The organism is Pontibacter sp. GD13 (genome assembly GCF_058216355.1).
The window spans coordinates 45987-63036 of the sequence record NZ_JBYZMQ010000009.1 but is presented as its reverse complement, the minus strand read 5'-3'; the positions used below and the strand labels follow the sequence as shown (position 1 = coordinate 63036).

11 protein-coding genes are annotated in these 17050 nt (G+C 49.0%); 5 read left to right on the top strand and 6 right to left on the bottom strand.

Annotated features, from left to right (window positions below; genetic code table 11):
* Positions 1–100: 100 nt before the first annotated feature.
* The 4 genes from AC4BAN_RS12995 to AC4BAN_RS12980 form a co-directional block, all read right to left on the bottom strand.
* Positions 101–1648 (bottom strand): SusD/RagB family nutrient-binding outer membrane lipoprotein, encoded by a 1548-nt coding sequence (locus tag AC4BAN_RS12995; RefSeq protein ID WP_490564839.1) that lies wholly within the window; start codon positions 1646–1648, stop codon positions 101–103.
* Positions 1649–1658: 10 nt separating this feature from the next.
* A complete protein-coding gene (locus tag AC4BAN_RS12990) occupies positions 1659–4925 on the bottom strand; it encodes a SusC/RagA family TonB-linked outer membrane protein (protein ID WP_490564838.1) in 3267 nt (1088 codons plus the stop codon).
* Positions 4926–5694: 769 nt separating this feature from the next.
* Complete coding sequence (gene feoB / locus AC4BAN_RS12985) at positions 5695–7848, bottom strand: ferrous iron transport protein B (protein WP_490564837.1); 2154 nt, start codon at positions 7846–7848, stop codon at positions 5695–5697.
* A 9-nt stretch (positions 7849–7857) separates the two neighbouring features.
* Positions 7858–8109 (bottom strand): FeoA family protein, encoded by a 252-nt coding sequence (locus AC4BAN_RS12980; RefSeq protein ID WP_490564836.1) that lies wholly within the window; start codon positions 8107–8109, stop codon positions 7858–7860.
* A gap of 194 nt (positions 8110–8303) precedes the next feature.
* Between AC4BAN_RS12980 and AC4BAN_RS12975 the strand changes: the two genes are divergently transcribed.
* Genes AC4BAN_RS12975 through AC4BAN_RS12960 form a run of 4 tightly spaced genes read left to right on the top strand, consistent with a single transcriptional unit; the run spans position 8304 to position 13107 of the window.
* On the top strand, positions 8304–9947 hold the full coding sequence (locus tag AC4BAN_RS12975) for a hypothetical protein (protein WP_490564835.1): 1644 nt from the start codon (positions 8304–8306) through the stop codon (positions 9945–9947).
* Positions 9944–10087: a hypothetical protein gene (locus tag AC4BAN_RS12970; RefSeq protein ID WP_490564834.1), complete on the top strand. Its 144-nt coding sequence runs from the start codon at positions 9944–9946 to the stop codon at positions 10085–10087. Before AC4BAN_RS12975 ends, AC4BAN_RS12970 begins: the two co-directional genes overlap by 4 nt.
* 3 nt (positions 10088–10090) lie before the next feature.
* Positions 10091–11461: a hypothetical protein gene (locus AC4BAN_RS12965; protein ID WP_490564833.1), complete on the top strand. Its 1371-nt coding sequence runs from the start codon at positions 10091–10093 to the stop codon at positions 11459–11461.
* Positions 11458–13107, top strand: a complete 1650-nt coding sequence (locus AC4BAN_RS12960) for a hypothetical protein (protein WP_490564832.1) — start codon at positions 11458–11460, stop codon at positions 13105–13107. The genes AC4BAN_RS12965 and AC4BAN_RS12960 overlap by 4 nt, the downstream gene beginning before the upstream one ends.
* Here the strand turns inward: AC4BAN_RS12960 and AC4BAN_RS12955 are convergent.
* A complete protein-coding gene (locus tag AC4BAN_RS12955) occupies positions 13070–15526 on the bottom strand; it encodes a bifunctional UDP-N-acetylmuramoyl-tripeptide:D-alanyl-D-alanine ligase/alanine racemase (RefSeq protein ID WP_490564831.1) in 2457 nt (818 codons plus the stop codon). The two genes, AC4BAN_RS12960 and AC4BAN_RS12955, sit on opposite strands and share 38 nt — an antisense overlap.
* 195 nt (positions 15527–15721) lie before the next feature.
* On the opposite strand from AC4BAN_RS12955, the gene AC4BAN_RS12950 reads away from it, so the two are divergent.
* Complete coding sequence (locus AC4BAN_RS12950) at positions 15722–16672, top strand: EamA family transporter (RefSeq protein ID WP_490564830.1); 951 nt, start codon at positions 15722–15724, stop codon at positions 16670–16672.
* 65 nt (positions 16673–16737) lie between these two features.
* On the opposite strand, the gene AC4BAN_RS12945 is transcribed toward AC4BAN_RS12950, so the two are convergent.
* Entirely contained in the window at positions 16738–17040 is a 303-nt protein-coding gene (locus AC4BAN_RS12945; protein WP_490564829.1) for a hypothetical protein, read from the bottom strand.
* Positions 17041–17050 lie beyond the last annotated feature (10 nt).

Here is a 17050-nt window from a genome sequence, read left to right as displayed (position 1 = left end):
TTGGTTAAAAGAAAAGGCCTCCGGAATCCGGAGGCCTTTTCAATGAAGAAGACTAAAATTTAGTATTCTTATCTATCTACTTCACAATCTAACTATTCAATTAGTCAACATCCCACCAAACATGGGCGGTGTTGCTATCCTTAGCAGGAGATAAGCCAGCTACACCAGTCTGGTAATTAGCATTGTTCAGGTTAACCTCTTCAGTTGGGTACAGGTATCTTGTCGGGATCATACCGGAGTTCTGATAGTCCTTTGCAGGCTTCAGGTTAGGGTATCCTGTTCTTCTCCATTCAGCCCAGGCATCAAAGCCCATTCCGAACAAGCTCTTCCACTTCTCCTCGCCAATTACCTGAGCCAGTCCAACAGTGGATGCGTCAGCAAGGCGGGCAGCAGCATAAGCCGGTGCTTGATCAAGCAAAGCCTGCAATTTAGCTAATTCATCTTTTCTAACATTTTCGTCTTTTATTGCTCTTGCAGTTTCAATGTTATGCTCATTAAGTGTTTGGAAAGAGAGCACAATTCCTTTCTCTAACATTTCAGTAGCAGATTCGCTTGTCCAGCCAAGCTTAGCCGCTTCCGCTCTGTTCAGATAAGTATAAGAGGCTGTCATGAGTGGCAACGCCGAAGTGTTATTCCAATAATATAAAGTAGATACCTGATTTTTACCAGAACCACTTCCACCGGCATAGCCGTAAGGCACTCCTTCTCTTGTTAGAGACTTACCCCACACACCAATTCTTGCATCAGAGGTTGTGTTTGATGTAGGGTTCAGTGAAGTAGTCTTTGGATCACCTTGCAAAGCGTCCACAAACTCACCTGTCAGGAAGTAGTCGCGCGTTCTGTTGGCATTCCATGGATTTCTGAAGCCTGTAAGGTCTTCATACTGAAACCATGCCTCTTCTTTGATCTCATCAATTACACCCGCTGGATCGTTTAAAGCAGCTTTGAACTCGCCAGCTGCGTCAATAGATGAAGCCGCATCAACTTTGGATAACTGTAAAGTTGCTTGTAAAAGCACAGAGTTAGCTAGCTTCTTCCACATCGTTACATTGCCATTATATAGGATGTCACCTGTTGGAAGTGCCTTAGAAGCATCCAGCATATCTCTACCAGCTTTTAGCTCGCTGATAAGCGCTTTGTAGATATCCTCCTGCTTGTCATAGGCAGGTGAAATATTATCTAAGCCCTGGAACGCCTGAGAATATGGAGCAGCTCCCCAAGTGTCCGTCACGCGCTTCATCACAATCGCTTTCATGATCATGGCAACGCCAATCTGGTTCTGGGGTGCCCCTTGTGCATTAAGGGCAGCACCCTGGTTAGCATCGTTCTGGTTATACTTAATAACCTCATCCAGATTAGACATTACATTCACGTAATAGGTATACCATGATGCCGGAGCCTCAGAGTACAGCATCTCATCGGTGTAGGTTACCTGAGCCTGGTATTGTACATAAAGCGTAGGCTTCATTAGCCCATCTCTCCCTGTATAAGTAGCGTAAGACATCATAGCGCTGGCCATCAGACCTGCAGGAGACGGTTCTTCAGCGCCATTCAGGTTCGCGTTCTTGTCTCCAAAGTCCACCGTTTCACAGGCCACAAAACCCTGTGAGAGCGAAGCGAATAACAATAAATATATAATCCTTTTCATTTTCATTTTTTTAGAAAGTTAACCTAACATTTACACCATAGCTTTTCGTTCCTGGCAACTGTCCGTTCTCGCCGTAAGTCTGCGACAATTCAGACGGATCCCAACGATGCGTATTATCTTTAGATACCGACATCAGCCACAGGTTTCTGCCAACCACACCTACTGTTGCACCTTTTACAAAGAAGTTCTTCTTAAGCAGGTTAGAAACATCGTAAGACAGGTTTACATCTCTTAACTTAATAAAGCTGGCATCGTGCACGAAAGGCTCTGCCAGCCTGTTACCGTAGAACTGCGTAAAGTAGCTGTTTGCATTTACATAGGTATCTACCTTTTCTCCATTCTGATCAACACCCACAACGTGAACGCCGCCACCATCAGCAACATCGTCACGTACGTTAAAGCCTCTGTCGTTTATGGCTGCAGTTTCTGCTAACAGACCAGAAGATTCACCCCACATCTCAGATAAAGAGAAGAAGTTACCACCTTTCTGGAAGTCGATAGAAGCAACTAAAGAAACACCTTTGTAGCTGAACCTGTTAAGCAAACCACCTGTAAAGTCGGGCAGCACGCTACCAAAGTACTGGTTTCTTTCTACTTCGTACAATCCGTTAGGCTGCAGGATTTTGTTACCCTTTTCATCTCTCGCAAAACCGGTACCTCTTAACTGGCCCCAGTTATTTCCGAGCTCATGAATTACCGATACAAAGTCAAAAGCAGTTGTTCCGCCAGGGGCAGTAATTGCTTTCAGGTCTCCGGGTAATGCATCAACAGTTGTTCTGTTTCTTGCGAAGTTGAAGGTCGCGTTCCAGTTAAAGCCACTTTCTGATCTTAAGATATCGCCATCTAAAGCGAGTTCAATACCTTTTCTTGAAGACTCACCCGCATTGGTAAGGAAGGCATTGTATCCAGATGCTTTTGATATACTTACAGGGATGATCTCATCTTTTCTGTTCTCATCATAATAAGTAAAGCTTAAGCCCATTCTGTTTTTAAAGAACTTCACATCAAAACCAACTTCCATTGAGGTGTTAGTTGAAGGAATAAGGTTTGGATCTACCAGCGTAGTTGGGCTATACATCAATACCGTGTTGCCATGGAAAGGCTTAGCTGCGATTGGGTAGATTGGGTTAATGAGAAGTGCATCCACATCGTTACCTACCTGTGCCCATCCTGCTCTTAACTTACCAAACGACAGTGCATCGAAGTTAACTAGCTCAGAGAAAATTAAGCTGGCACCCACAGATGGGTAGCTATAGCCATTCTTGTCGGCAGGCAGTGCAGAACTCCAGTCTCTTCTTAAGCTGGCATCCAGGTACAACATGTCTTTATATCCGAAGGAAGCATTACCATAGATACTCCTCACTTCTTTCTCATACAGGAACGTAGAAGGTGTTGGCACCTCGCCAGCATTGGAGAAGTCGTACAGGTCCGGGATGATCAGGCCGCCAGATTTAGCCCCGGCGTTCATCCAGGCTTCTATGCTCTCATAGTCGTTTGTTCTGATGTTACCACCCACAAATGCGTTCAGGTCAAAATCGCCGAACTTGTTGTTGTACTTCAACAAAGAGCTGAAGTTGTTCTCAGCGTTTGCTCTGCGGTATTTACCAAAGCTGTTAGACCATGCGTTGTAAAGTTCAGGAGCGGCAGAGTTAGACAGGAAGAAAGGGAAGAAGAACTCTGACTCGTAGTTCGTTGCATTTCTGGAGCCTGTTACTGAGAAGTCCCAGTTGTTGTTGATTTGGTAAGCAGCAGAAAGGCTACCCGCTATGTTATTGTTGGTGCGCTGCTGATCGTATTGATCCAGGAATGTGTAGGGGTTGAACCAGAAAGCTGGCTTTGTGAATCCAGGGGCTGATGGGCCATAGTACGAGTAGTAGTCAGGGCCCCACCAGTTCCAAGAGGCAGAGTGCCCGTCAGGAGTTGTCAGGTCTTTTAGTTCTCTTAATTTGCTGATGTCAATGTCACGACCGAACCAAGAGTTGAAAGAACCTGAAGTCTGGTTGCCATAATCATCGTCATAATCACCGTGGATAGTAGAGTTTGTGAAGCGGATGTTTGAATTTACAGTTAATTTATCTGTTGCTTTAAACTCAAAGTTGGTGTTCACAAAATGCTTCATCAGGTCTGTAGAAGGCGTGATACCTGATTGGTCCAGGTTTGTATAAGCTAAACGCGCATTAAATTTTTCGGTGCCGCCGCTTACAGCGATACCGTTCTTTTTAGTAAGACCTGTATCGTAGAAATTCTTGATGTTGTTTGGCTGCGCTGTATACTTAGCCGTTTGGCCGAAGTAAGGATTTGGATTTGCATCTGTTCCTTTCCACCAGGCATACCACGGAATGTAGTCTCCACCATCAATTTTAGGACCCCAGCTTTCATCAGCGTAGTTGTTATCCCACTGAATATAACGTTTGCCGTCGAATACCTGCCACTCAGGTCTGTGGATAGATGGATCAAACTCGAAAATAGCGAAAGAATCGTCCCCTTCATAACCCTGACCATATAGGTTCTGGTACTTAGGCAGGTAAGCCACTTTATCCCAGGTAGTAGCGTTTGTAAGCTCTACGGCTAAGCCACCTGTACCCTTTTTAGTTGTGATCACCACAACACCGGCTTCAGCTCTTTGTCCGTAAAGTGATGTCGCATTTGGTCCTTTCAGCACGTTAACCGACTCCACATTGTTCATGTCGATGTCGTTAGGGTCCGGAGTCGGGATACCGTCAACGATGTAAAGCGGATCGCTATCGCTTGTCAGGGAGATAGCACCCCGGATACGAAGCTTACCGAACTGGCCCAGTTTTGAGCCTGCCTGGCCGTTGATCTGCACACCTGCTACCTTACCGGCCAGGGCGTCTTTCACGTTAACACCCTGCGTAATGTTCAGGTTCTTAGCGTTAACCTCCTGCGATGCATACGTAATGGTTCTGGCTTCTCTCTTTACACCAAGAGCTGTTACCACAACCTCAGAAAGTTGCTCCATGTTTAAAGGAAGCGCCACGTCTACAGAAGCTGCATTACCGATGGCGCGATCCATGGTGCGATAGCCGATAAAGCTAAACTGTAAGGTAGTTCCGCCTTGCGGTACATTTAAATTGTATGTACCGTCAGCGGATGTTGCAGTACCTACAGAGGTACCTTTTACCATAACCGTCACGCCAGGTAACGGCTGGTTTGTGGATGCATCAGTCACCTTACCGGTGATGGTCCTACTCTGCGCCATTGCTTGCTGCAGCAAGCAGGAGACCAGCAGGAAGGTCAACAATAATAGTTTTTTCATTGTGCTGTTTGTTTGAGGTAAGTGAATATTAATTATTGTTTTATTACTAATCGGCTGGTTTTAGCAGCCTGAATCAGTCAGGTTAGTAGAATCTTATTTCCATTGATCATAAATAAAAGGGAACTTGGCACAGTTACTCCAGCATTTATAATGAATACAAATAAGTTTGAGCCACAGGCTCAGGGATACAAACAATAAATTGTTAGCATAACCATATAATAGTCACACATACTTGAAAGGCTTGCAAAAGCTGCGTATTTGTGCAGCATTGCGTTTAACAACCTTCAATTTAAAGCAGCTATAATGCAATAACTTTTAAAAAAGTTAACAAAAGCAAGTTGAATGTATTATTCAACCACAGCAGCCGGAAGGAAAGGATAAAATAGCCAATGCAATATGCGAGATATTAGATTATGGCCAGGTTAAGTTATAAGAAATGGATTTTGTAAAAGTAATTGTCTTATCATATATAGCTTTGTTTAAGGTAAGAGATTAACAAGTTTACAGAATATCCTTCAGTTAAACAAAATAAAACGCAGCATTTGCAAGAAAAAAAGTTACAACGCTAATTTCAAGGGAACTAAAACAAATTTCTTTAACATACTTGCTCCCACCTGTTTACAAATGGAAGACAAATTATATAGGCCAACCGCTAAGAAACGGGACAGCTATATTTTGTTTAGAAGAATCGTGTGTAGGTAGCATAGCATTATACGCAAGCCAGTTAATTTTGGCCATACACTAAACAAACGCATAATAAGGGAAGCTGCTAACTAAAAATATGGTAGGTGATGTACGCCATTACATAGGCTAGCCCGCTCATGTACAGCAGCTGTGCCAAAGGCCATTTCCAACTTTTTGTTTCGCGGCGCACAATGGCCAGGGTACTGACGCACTGCATGGCAAACAGGTAGAAGATCATGAGGGAGTAGGCGCGTGCTGGTGTAAAAAAAGGGTCCCCGTTCTCGTCCTTCTCGGCCATCAGCTTGTTTTTTATGGTGCTCACATTCTCTTCCTCCCCTATGCTGTAAATGGTGGAGATGGTGCCCACAAAAACCTCCCGGGCCGCAAACGACGTAAGCAGGGCAATCCCTATTTTCCAGTCGTAGCCCAGGGGCTTGATCACGGGCTCGATGGTGCGCCCTATTAAACCTGCGTAAGATGATTCCAGCTGGTTTGCGGCGATCAGGTTTTCTGTCTGTGCTTCGCTCAGGTTTAGCTGCGCCGCCTCAGCTGACGCCTTTTGACGCGCTGCCTCAAAATTATCTCCGGGACCATACGAGGCCAGTACCCAAAGTATGATCGAGACGGCCACAATCACTTTTCCGGCCTCAAACACGAAGGCCTTAGACTTCTCTATAATCGTGATGCCCACATTTTTCCAGCGCGGCATTTTATACACCGGAAACTCCATGATGAAATAACTGCGCTCGCGGGCCTTCAGAATCGTTTTCAGGAGCAGGGCGGAGAAAATGGCAGCCAGGAAGCCGATCAGGTAAAGCCCCATCAGCACCAGGCCCTGCAGGTTCAGGAAACCGAGGTAATATTTCTCGGGCACCACCAGCGCAATCAGCACCGTGTACACCGGAATTCGCGCCGAACAGCTCATCAGCGGCGTCACAAAGATGGTGATCATGCGGTCTTTCCAGTTCTCGATCGTACGGGCCGACATAACGGCAGGCACGGCACAGGCCACCCCCGAGATCAGGGGTACCACGCTTTTGCCGTTCAGTCCGAATTTGCGCATGATCTTGTCCATCATAAACGTGACACGCGCCATGTACCCGGTTTCCTCCAGAATGGCGATAAAGGCAAAGAGAATGGCAATCTGAGGCACAAAAATCAGCACCCCGCCCAACCCGGCGATCACTCCCTCGGTAAGCAGGTTTACCAGAGGGCCTTCGAAGTTATCCTGTATCAGGGCATTCAGGTTGGCTATGCCCAGGTCTATCAGGTCCATGGGGTAGCTGGCCCACGCAAAAATAGCCTGGAAGATCAGGAACAGGATGGTGAAGAATATAAGGTATCCAAAAACCTTGTGCGTGAGCACCTGGTCCAGGCGGTTACTGAATTTCTCATCTTTTACGGCCTTTTCCACCCGCATCACATCCAGCAAAAGCTCGTTTATCCGCACATAGCGGGCAATGGTTTCGTTGGCCTGTAAGGCAATGGACTCAAAGCCGGCCGCATGCAGCTGCTCATCGAGCCAGGCATGGTCCTCCTCCTTCAAAAACTTTAGGTTTTTGTACTGGTGGGCGTACTGTAGGGCCAAATACCCGGTAGACAGCTCAAAACGTGCCTGAATTCGGTCAAGCACGGGCTGTAGTTCGGCTGGAATAGCATAGAAAGAAACCGGGGTGGGTTCTAACGGCTGCGTCATGATGATTTTAAGGGCGGCCACGCCAATGCCTTTTCGGGCATTCATGGGGATAACCGGCACGCCTAGTTCCCGCTGCAAGGCTGCCACGTCTATCTTTACACCTTCCTGTTCGGCCACATCCACCATGTTCAGGGCCAGCACCGCCGGAATACGCAAATCGGCCAGCTGCGTGAACAGTAGCAGGTTGCGCTTTAAATTAGACGCATCAGCGGTAACGATCACCACATCCGGGTAATGCCGCGAAGCCGGGTCGTAGAGCAGGTCGATGATGACGCGCTCATCCAGCGACTTCGGGTACAGGCTGTAGGTGCCGGGCAAATCAATGATCTGTGCCCGGAGTTGGGAGGTAAGCTGGCTATACCCTGTTTTTTTATCGACTGTGACCCCCGGAAAATTACCCACCTTTTGGTTGAGGCCGGTAAGCTGGTTAAAAAGGGAGGTTTTACCTGAGTTCGGGTTTCCAATTAAGGCAATCCGCGCCTCTGACTGGCGTACAGGCGGCGGCGTTTGCTTTAATTCCTCAGGCTGGGTAATGACAGTCATGTATCCGTGCTAGGGCTTTAGCAAAATAGTCTCCGCTTCGTCTAACCGCAGCGAGAGGGTATAATCATTCACGATGATGGTGATCGGGTCGCCGAAAGGCGCGCGGCTGTTCAGCTTTACCTCGGTGCCCGGCAAACAGCCCATTTCCAACAACTTTAAACCCATTTCCGGGTCCTGAAGGCAACAGATCACGCCACGTTCCCCAATCTTCAGGTCGCGCACACTTTTGCGGACCTGTTGTTCCTCTGTTTTCTGTAGCACCTCTGGTTGTTTTTATTTAGACTGTTTATAAACAACTGCAAGTTACAAGGTGTTCGGGTTTAAAGCAAAAGATGTCTATTTTTTGTTGGAGATGCTCCTACCCGGTATACTTTGCTGCGAAGTAGGCCATAGCGAACCATTTGCTATATTTGTGCATTATGCCATTAAAATAGTGCTCCCAAAGGCCATACTTTATGCCTCAGCCAACGTTGCCAGCAAATTTCCGTTTGTTTCCACTTTACCCCTTTCTATTCGCGCTTTTCCCAATCGTGCATGTGTATGTCAGTAACCGGGAGTTTACAGACTTCTCTGCTGCACTTCCGTTACTGTGTGCTACCTTGCTTACGACTACAGTTGTGTGGCTTTTGCTCCAATTGCTGTTTAGAAACAAGCACAAGTCCGGGATCTTAGCTTCTGTTATCATGCTGCTGTTTTTTTCTTACGGTGCGTATTATGCCGCCACCGATCAGTTAACCCTCCTGGGTTTCGATCTGCACAAGCACCGGTACGTTATGCTGTCAGCGGGCCTGGTGGTTGTAGCGGCCTGGTGGGTTCTGAAAAGAAGTACGCCGGATACTGCCTCCAAACTGGGCCGTATCGCAATGGTAATGGCGCTGTTCCTGTATATTCTGCCCCTCTCCTCGCTGGCTTTTTCCCGATGGCAGGTAGCAACGGCCGCCACTAACGCGCCCCGGCAGGGTAAAACAGAATTGGCCAACGTGCTACCCGGCGCCGCATATCCCGATGTATATTATTTTATTCTCGACGGGTATGGCCGCGCGGACGTGCTACAGGAAAGACTGGGATTTGACAACTCGCCGTTTATAAAAGAGCTGGAGAAGCGGGGGTTTTATGTAGCTAAAAACAGCCATTCTAATTATCCTCAAACCTACCTTTCTATTACCTCTACTTTAAACATGGACTATTTGCAGGAGCTCTACAATCCTGCCAAGCAACCGGTTAGTTATTTTAAAGCGCTGTTTAGAGACAATGCCGTTATCAGGAACTTTAAAACCCTCGGTTACTCCACTATCAACACGGCAACAAGCTACGATTTCACAAATACTATAAACACTGACCGAACGCTATCACCGACGCACACTTTTACAGAACTTGAAACGATCGTTTATAATAACTCCCTGGTGCCATCTCTGCTGGAAAACGACCTTGTTAAGAAGTTTACCCGATCTACCCAGAGCAGCCCCATTCTTTCTTTCCTATTTGAGCAGCACCGGGAAAAAATGAAATTTGCGCTGCAACAGCCCCGTAATTTGGTACTTCAGCCCAAGCAGCCTGTGATGGCTTTTATGCATATCTTGCTGGCGCACCCTCCTTTTGTTTTTAATGAGGATGGTTCACTAGCTACCCAGGATGGCGCATTCGCCTTGGGCATGCGCACGAACTACACCACTGACCAAGCGTACAAGAGCGCCTATCAGAAAGGTTATATCAAACAGGTGAAGTACGGGAATCAGGAACTTTTAAAAACGATTGATGCCATACAAAGCCGAAAAGAAAGAAAATCATTGATCATTTTGCAGGGCGACCATGGTTCGTGGGGCAGACCAGACTTCATAAATATGGACGCGGATGATTATGGCGAGAAGATGTCTATTTTAAATGCCTACTATATACCCGACACCGGCTTAAAAGCGCAGCTCTATGGTACAATCACCCCAGTTAACACATTTCGCTTGATTTTTAATTTTTACGCCAATGCGGGATATCCTTTAAAAGATGATAGCATTTTCTTTTCTACTGAAAACACGAAGTTTGTTTTTAAGAATATTACAAGCTACTTTTCAACTGATACGTTGCAGAAAACAACTTTACCATGATTTTACTTTACATCGATCCGGGCTCGGGCAGCATGTTATTCCAGCTTCTGATTGCAGGGCTGCTAGGTGCATTATACAGCATCCGGCTGTTCTGGACGCGCATTAAGCTTTTCTTATCCCAACTCTTCCGCAAGAAGTAGGGCATGCTGAACCCCGCAGACAGCTCATTCCGGGATCCTGCTGGTCATGTTTTCCGGGGAAAGAACGGAAAATTATACAGAAGCGTGTGCACCCCTTACGCAGCCACGTACCAGCACCTGATGCAAAGCGGACTATACGAGGCACTGACTCAAAAAGGGTGGCTGGTTGCACACACCGAAGCGGCAGGTACTCCAGAAAACGGAACCAGTTATGTATTGCAACCCAACGAGGTGTCCGTTATTTCTTATCCCTATGAGTGGAGCTTCGGGCAGCTGAAAGACGCTGCGCTGTTAACCCTTGGCATTCAGTTAGAAGCCCTGAAGTATGGCATGTCGCTGAAAGACGCGTCGGGTTACAACATCACCTTTCAGAACGGCAGGCCCATTTTTATAGATACGCTGTCCTTTGAAATCTGCCCAACTGGCCCCTGGGTGGCGTACAGGCAGTTCTGCCAGCACTTTCTGGCTCCGCTGGCGCTGGCCTCTTTCCAATCCCCCTCGTTTATCCAGCTGCTGCAAAATCACCTGGATGGCATTCCGCTTGCCTTGGCTAGCAAATTATTGCCTTACAACTCCTACTTTTCAGTCGGCCTGCTCTTGCACCTGCACCTGCACGCCAAAGCACAACAGAAACTTAGCAGCCACCAAACAACGCCCAAAACGAAGCGCGCCGCTGGCCAGCAAAACCTCGTGCACCTGGTATCGGACCTTCGTAACACTATAAATAAGTTAACCTGGGCCCCGGCTAAAACAGCCTGGGCATCTTATTACAGCGACAACAACAACTACCCGGACGAAGGTATGCAGCACAAAGGGCTGTTGGTTGAGGCGTTTCTACAGGAAGCAGCGCCAGGCGTGGTCTGGGACATGGGCGCCAACACAGGCAGGTTCAGCTCGATTGCGGCCAGGTATGCCACTCAGGTCATCGCAACAGATTTTGATGCCAGCGCTGTTGAAGTACTTTACCAACAGCTAAAGAAGGCGGACAGCCAGAATATCCTGCCCCTGGTAGTGGATATAGCAAACCCGAGCCCGGCCATTGGCTGGGTGAACAAAGAGCGGGCTTCTTTTTTAGAACGTATCCAGCCTGACACGGTACTTGCGCTGGCCATCGTGCATCATCTGGCGATCACCCATAACCTCCCTTTTTCTAAAATAGCCACCTTCTTCGCCGCTACGTGCCGGCACCTGCTCATCGAATATGTGCCCCGCCACGACTCCCAGGTAATACTGATGCTACAGAACCGGACCTATACCTTCCCTGACTATACGGAATCGGAATTTGAGAACGTTTTCGCAGGCTGCTTTCATATCCTGAAAAAAGAGCCCGTGCAGCACGCAAGCCGTACGCTTTATCTGATGCAACGCAGATGAAGCAGTTACAGAAGTTGAGGAGCGTGCTGCCCGCTTTCCTGATCGCATGCTTTTTTGTAGTTTCCACTTACGCCCACAACATTTACTACTTAACCCCCTCGCAGGTAGGGATGCCTTTGTTCGTTATCATTGTTGCAACAGCCCTGGCCTTGACGCTGGGCTGGCTTGTTCTGAAGGATTGGGCGAAAGCAGGATTACTGGTAAGCTTTTTCTGGATCCTTTTTTTCTGCTACGCAGCCGCGCATTCGTTTGCCTTAGCTCATCTTAACAGGGGCCTGCTCACCAAACACAATGTGCTGATCGCTTTGTTATTGATCCTGACAGGCGCCTGGTTTGGTTTTTTGAAAGCCAGAAGTATAAATCCGAAAGCTGTTCAAGCGCTGAATTTCTTTGGCCTCATCCTGCTGCTCCAGCCTGCCTATACAATCGCGGCTTATCACCTTACAGAATCGGGGAATATTTCAGCTACTCAAAAGTTAGCGGCACAGTTATATGCAAGGGCATCACCTGACACAACCCATCTCCCGGATATTGTTTTCCTGACCCTGGATGGATACGGAAGAGCAGACCAGTTGCAAAAGAACTACGCTTTTGATAATGCGCATTTTATCCAGGCCCTGGAGCAGCGTGGGTTTCAGGTGGGCAGCCAAAGTTATGCTAACTACTGCAGAACGGCTGTGTCAGTCACTTCGGCCTTAAACCTGGACTACCTGCAAAATATGCCCGGCTATAAACCCAGCCAAAGCTATGAGGTGCTTGATCAGCTTGGAGAGGAAGCAACGATCATCCATTTTCTGAAAAAGTATAACTACACCATTTCATCGTTTGCTTCGGGCTTTAAAGTATCAGACCTTACAGAAAACGCCATTCATTATACTCCCCACCAGGCTGACTTAGAAGATATCTACGCTCCTCTTATCAGCAAAACACCCTTAATGGTGGTGGAACAGAATAAGTTTTTATATCACTTGTATTGCACCGCCCTACAGGCGCTCATGCCGCATGATAATCCCAATCAGAAATTCAGAGACCACCAACGTGACCGCACCCGCTTCACGTTAACTAATCTGCCTAAAGCTGTAGGCGGCAGCAGGCCCTCATTTGTGTTTGCAGATATTTTTGTAGGCCACCCGCCATTTATTTTTCGAAAAGACGGAAGCTATGCGGCCCCAACCACGGCTGTGCCGGCAGCCGATGGCAGTTTATACTTTGAATTAAATGCGGAAAGCAGGCAAGGTTACATCAGGGGATTGCGGGAACAAACAGAGTTTTTGAATACCAGGATCTTACACCTGGTGAAGCAACTTCAGCAAAACCGCGTCAGACCTACCATTATTATAATACAGGGCGACCACGGCCCAGGTGCATTTTACCACCAGACGGACGTGTGCAAAACAAACCTGGAAGACAGGTTCTCCATTTTAAGCGCTGTGTATGTGCCCGCAGCCTATAAACTACAATTGCCCGAAGATCTTTCGCCCGTTAACACGCTACGCTACATTTTAAACAGTGCCTTTAAAACCAACTTAGCAATACTGCCTAACCTACAATACTATTCAGGCTTGCACACACCCTGCAAGTTTACAGAAGTAACGACACAGCTAAACCCTACTCCGCAAAAAACACCCGTTTTACCCGCGCACTAACATTGGTCAGGAGTTCATACGGAATCGTGCCGATGCTTTTGGCCATTTCCACCAGCGTAAGCTCCGCACCGAAAAGAATAGCCTCGTCGCCGGCTTTTACGGCCAGGCCTGTCACGTTCACCATGCACATATCCATGCACACATTGCCAATAACCGGACATTTCCGGCCCTGGATAAGCGCATGCCCCACGCCGTTGCTAAAGCGGCGGTCGTAGCCGTCGGCGTAGCCAATGGCGATGGTGGCGATGTTGGTGTCGGCCACGGCCAGGCCCTGGCGACTGTAGCCGATGGTTTCGCCCTGCTTGATACGCTTCACCTGCGATACGGTGGTTTTCAGGGTGCTCACCGGCCTGAGGGCTTCCTGCTGTGCGCCGGTAGCCTCCACGCCGTATAACCCGATGCCCAGGCGCACCATGTCGAGCTGGTACTCCGGAAAGCGCACAATGCCGGCGGAGTTCAGGATGTGCTTCAGCACAGGGTAGCCGAGCCTGGCCTCCACTTCGGCGGCCATACTCCTGAAATTCGCGATCTGCAGATGCGAATAGTCGTTGTGCAGCGCCTCATCGGCGCCGGCCAGATGGCTGAACGTACTCACCACCTGCAATTGGGGGTATTGCTGAAGTAGGGCAAAGAGTGCATCAAAGTCCTCGGGCAGGAAACCCAGGCGGTGCATGCCTGTATCCAGTTTGAGGTGAATTTTATAGCTTGCCGTACCGGTGATAGTGGTGACCAGCGCCTGCAGCAGCTCCAGCGAGTATATTTCAGGCTCCAGGTTGTACTGCTTTATCTTGGCAAAACTGTCTGCGGAGGGGTTCATCACCATAATGGGCAGCGTGATGCCATGCTCCCGCAGCATCACCCCCTCATCGGCATAGGCCACTGTCAGGTAATCCACGCGGTGGAACTGCAACAGGTTAGCCACCTCGAAACTGCCACTGCCATAGGCAAACGCTTTCACCATCACCATCAGCTTGGTATCCGGCGCCAGCCGGGACCGGTAATAGTTCAGGTTGTGCACCAAGGCATCCAGGTTTACTTCCAGCACGGTGCCATGCACTTTCTGCTGAAAGGCATGCACGATTTTCTCAAACCCGAAAACACGGGCCCCCTTCACCAGAATTACCTCGTTACGGAAATTATCCGGCTTAAACTGCTCCAGAAAGGCGGCAGTGGAAGTATAAAATTCTGTGGGCAAGCTAAACTTACTTTTATACTTGCTGATAGTGGGCCCAATGGCGATCAGGCGTTCTACGCGGCGTGCCTGCAGCAGTTCGGCCACCTTGCCATACAGCTGCTCCTCTGCCAGGCCCGATTCCAGCAGATCAGAAAGTATAACCGAGTGTTTCCCGCGCTGGGGCTGGTTCACCAACAGGTCCAGGGCAATGGCCAGGCCTGCCAGATCGTTGTTATAGGTATCGTCGATGAGGTAGCAGCCCTGAATGGCCTCTTTCATTTCGAGACGCATGGCCACGGGTTGCAGGCGGTCCAGGCGGTCTTGAATCTCGGCCAGCGGCACTTGGCGCTGCAGTAGCACTGCCAGGCAGTGTAGGGCATTTTCTACGGAGGCTTCGTCGGTGAAGGGTATGGCCAGCCGCTGCTTTTCTCCCTGGTACGTGTACACCACAATGGTGCGGTGCCCTGCCGTGGTAGTCGCTTTTATAGTGAGGTCGGCTTGCTTTTTCCGGGACCAGGTAAAGGATCTGAGGCCCTGCGCCTGCACCGCCTGGTGTAGATCGTCGTGGTCAGCGCAGTAAAACAGCAGCTCCACATGCTTAAACAGCTTCAGCTTCTCCGTTATCTTTTGCTCACGCGAGGCAAAGCCTTCGTCGTGGGCGCTGCCGATGTTAGTGAAAATGCCAAGGGTGGGCCGGATCACGAGTTCGAGTTTTTCCATCTCGCCGGGTTGCGAGATACCGGCCTCGAATATGGCCACTGTGTGGTTGGGCTCCATTTGCCACACGCTCAAAGGCACACCCAGCTGCGAGTTAAAGCTGCGCGGGCTTTTCACCACCAGTTCATCAGGGCTCAGCAACTGTGCCAGCCACTCTTTTACGATGGTTTTGCCGTTGCTGCCCGTTATGCCAAAAACCGGTATCCGGAACTGCTGCCTGTGCCATGCTGCTAGCTCCTGCAATGCCGCCAAACTATCTTTTACCAGCAGGATGTTCGCTTCCGGGTACAGGCGCTTGAGTGCATCCGGCGCTCCTTGCTCTAACACAAAGGCCCTTACCCCCTGGCCGTAAAGCTGCGGCAGGTATTTATGGCCGTCGTTGTACTTGCCTTTGATGGCAAAGAACACTGAGCCGGCGGGCTGCGACAGCTTGCGGCTGTCGGTGAGCAGCTGCACCACCGGCAGCTGCTGCGCCTGCTGCACAAGCGCGCCGCCTACTATAGAACCAAGTTGCTGAAATGAAAGCATGTATGTTACCTTTTCTTTACATCAAAGATAGTTTTACTAGTTTAGAGTTGAAAGCGCCGTGCGAAAGCCATCGCTACTGAAGGTAAACAAAGCTTTGCCCCGGATAGAACAATTTTCACCATAAAAAAGATGTAGTAACACCAAAACCAAACGGGCTTATTTACCTTTGCCTAAATCTTACATCTGCTTAGCACCTTGAACACAAACGACAAAAGACCATACTATGCCGCCGGACTGGCTGCCTTCATTATCTGGGGCTTTATCCCTTTTCCGCTAAAGGCACTGGCAGCTTTTCCCAGCGGACAGATCCTCTACTTCAGGGTGGCGCTGTCGGTGGTGCTGTTGCTGCTTGTATCGGTACTATTCCGGAGGCAGGAAATAAAGGCGACGTTTACGCTAGTGAGGCAGCATGTGCCCCAGGAGAAACGGAAATTCATACTTTTCACGGTGCTGGGCGCTGCCTTGCTTACCGTTAACTGGCTGCTGTTTATCTATGTCATCAACCACATCAACATCCAGACAGGCTCTTTCTCGTACCTGCTTTGCCCGATCATCACGGCGGTGCTGGGCTTTGTGCTGCTTAAGGAAGAGTTGCGCTTTAACCAGTGGATCGCCATCGGGCTGAGTGCGGTAAGCTGTGCGCTGGTAGGCTCCGGTGAGATCAGCAGCCTGCTTTTCAGCTTGATGATTGCCCTCAGCTACGCCTTTTACCTGATCTCGCAACGCATTCTAAAGGAGTATGACAAGATCGTGCTCCTGACACTGCAACTGCTGCTGTCCTTTGCCTTTATCGGGCCTTTTTATAGCTTCTTCAGCGCCGGCGCAACCCTGGAACTGAACACACACTTCTTTCTGAACATTGCGCTGCTGAGTGCCGGCTTCACCGTGCTGCCGCTCTTCCTGAACCTGTATGCGCTGAAGGAACTCACGTCGGGCACCATCGGCATCCTTATGTACATCAACCCGATCCTGAACTTCATCATGGCGTTTTTATACTTTGATGAGCAGACGACATGGTTGAAAGTACTGGCTTACCTCCTCATTTTCGTTTCGGTGATCATCTACAACATCAACCTGAAGGGCCGCAAAAAGCGTGGCGACGGGTTGGTGATACCCCCCGTTGGCACTACCGCTGTCGTAAAATAACATAGCCCCGTGCCAGGCAAAGTTGCCTGGCACGGGGCTATGTTAACAAATGCGTAAGGCAGTGCTTACTGCTTCTTCCTTTTTTTCTGTTCATCCAGTTTCTGCATGGCCCTGGCCGCCGAATCCTGGTTGGGGTTCATTTTACCGAAGCGGTTAGCCTGCTCCGCAGTCACTGAGGTGTCGCCAATGGGCGCGGGCCTCGGCGTGTTCAGGTTTGCCGCCGAAGAGTCCATGGCCACAATGGCTTCTGATGTGCTCGTGTCGTCGGTGGGGTTAGAGGCGGGCCGGTCGTAGTTGCACCCGAAGCCCAATATTGCTGCAAAGGCCACCGCTGCTCCTGTTTTAACTATATGCTGAATGGTTTTCATGTCTTTTTCT

Excerpts from the sequence above, each read along its gene's own strand:
- AC4BAN_RS12995 (WP_490564839.1), bottom strand. The coding sequence starts at position 1,648 with ATGAAAAGGATTATATATTTATTGTTATTCGCTTCGCTCTCACAGGGT.
- AC4BAN_RS12990 (WP_490564838.1), bottom strand. The coding sequence starts at position 4,925 with ATGAAAAAACTATTATTGTTGACCTTCCTGCTGGTCTCCTGCTTGCTG.
- feoB (WP_490564837.1), bottom strand. The coding sequence starts at position 7,848 with ATGACTGTCATTACCCAGCCTGAGGAATTAAAGCAAACGCCGCCGCCT.
- AC4BAN_RS12975 (WP_490564835.1), top strand. The coding sequence starts at position 8,304 with ATGCCTCAGCCAACGTTGCCAGCAAATTTCCGTTTGTTTCCACTTTAC.
- AC4BAN_RS12970 (WP_490564834.1), top strand. The coding sequence starts at position 9,944 with ATGATTTTACTTTACATCGATCCGGGCTCGGGCAGCATGTTATTCCAG.
- AC4BAN_RS12965 (WP_490564833.1), top strand. The coding sequence starts at position 10,091 with ATGCTGAACCCCGCAGACAGCTCATTCCGGGATCCTGCTGGTCATGTT.
- AC4BAN_RS12960 (WP_490564832.1), top strand. The coding sequence starts at position 11,458 with ATGAAGCAGTTACAGAAGTTGAGGAGCGTGCTGCCCGCTTTCCTGATC.
- AC4BAN_RS12955 (WP_490564831.1), bottom strand. The coding sequence starts at position 15,526 with ATGCTTTCATTTCAGCAACTTGGTTCTATAGTAGGCGGCGCGCTTGTG.
- AC4BAN_RS12945 (WP_490564829.1), bottom strand. The coding sequence starts at position 17,040 with ATGAAAACCATTCAGCATATAGTTAAAACAGGAGCAGCGGTGGCCTTT.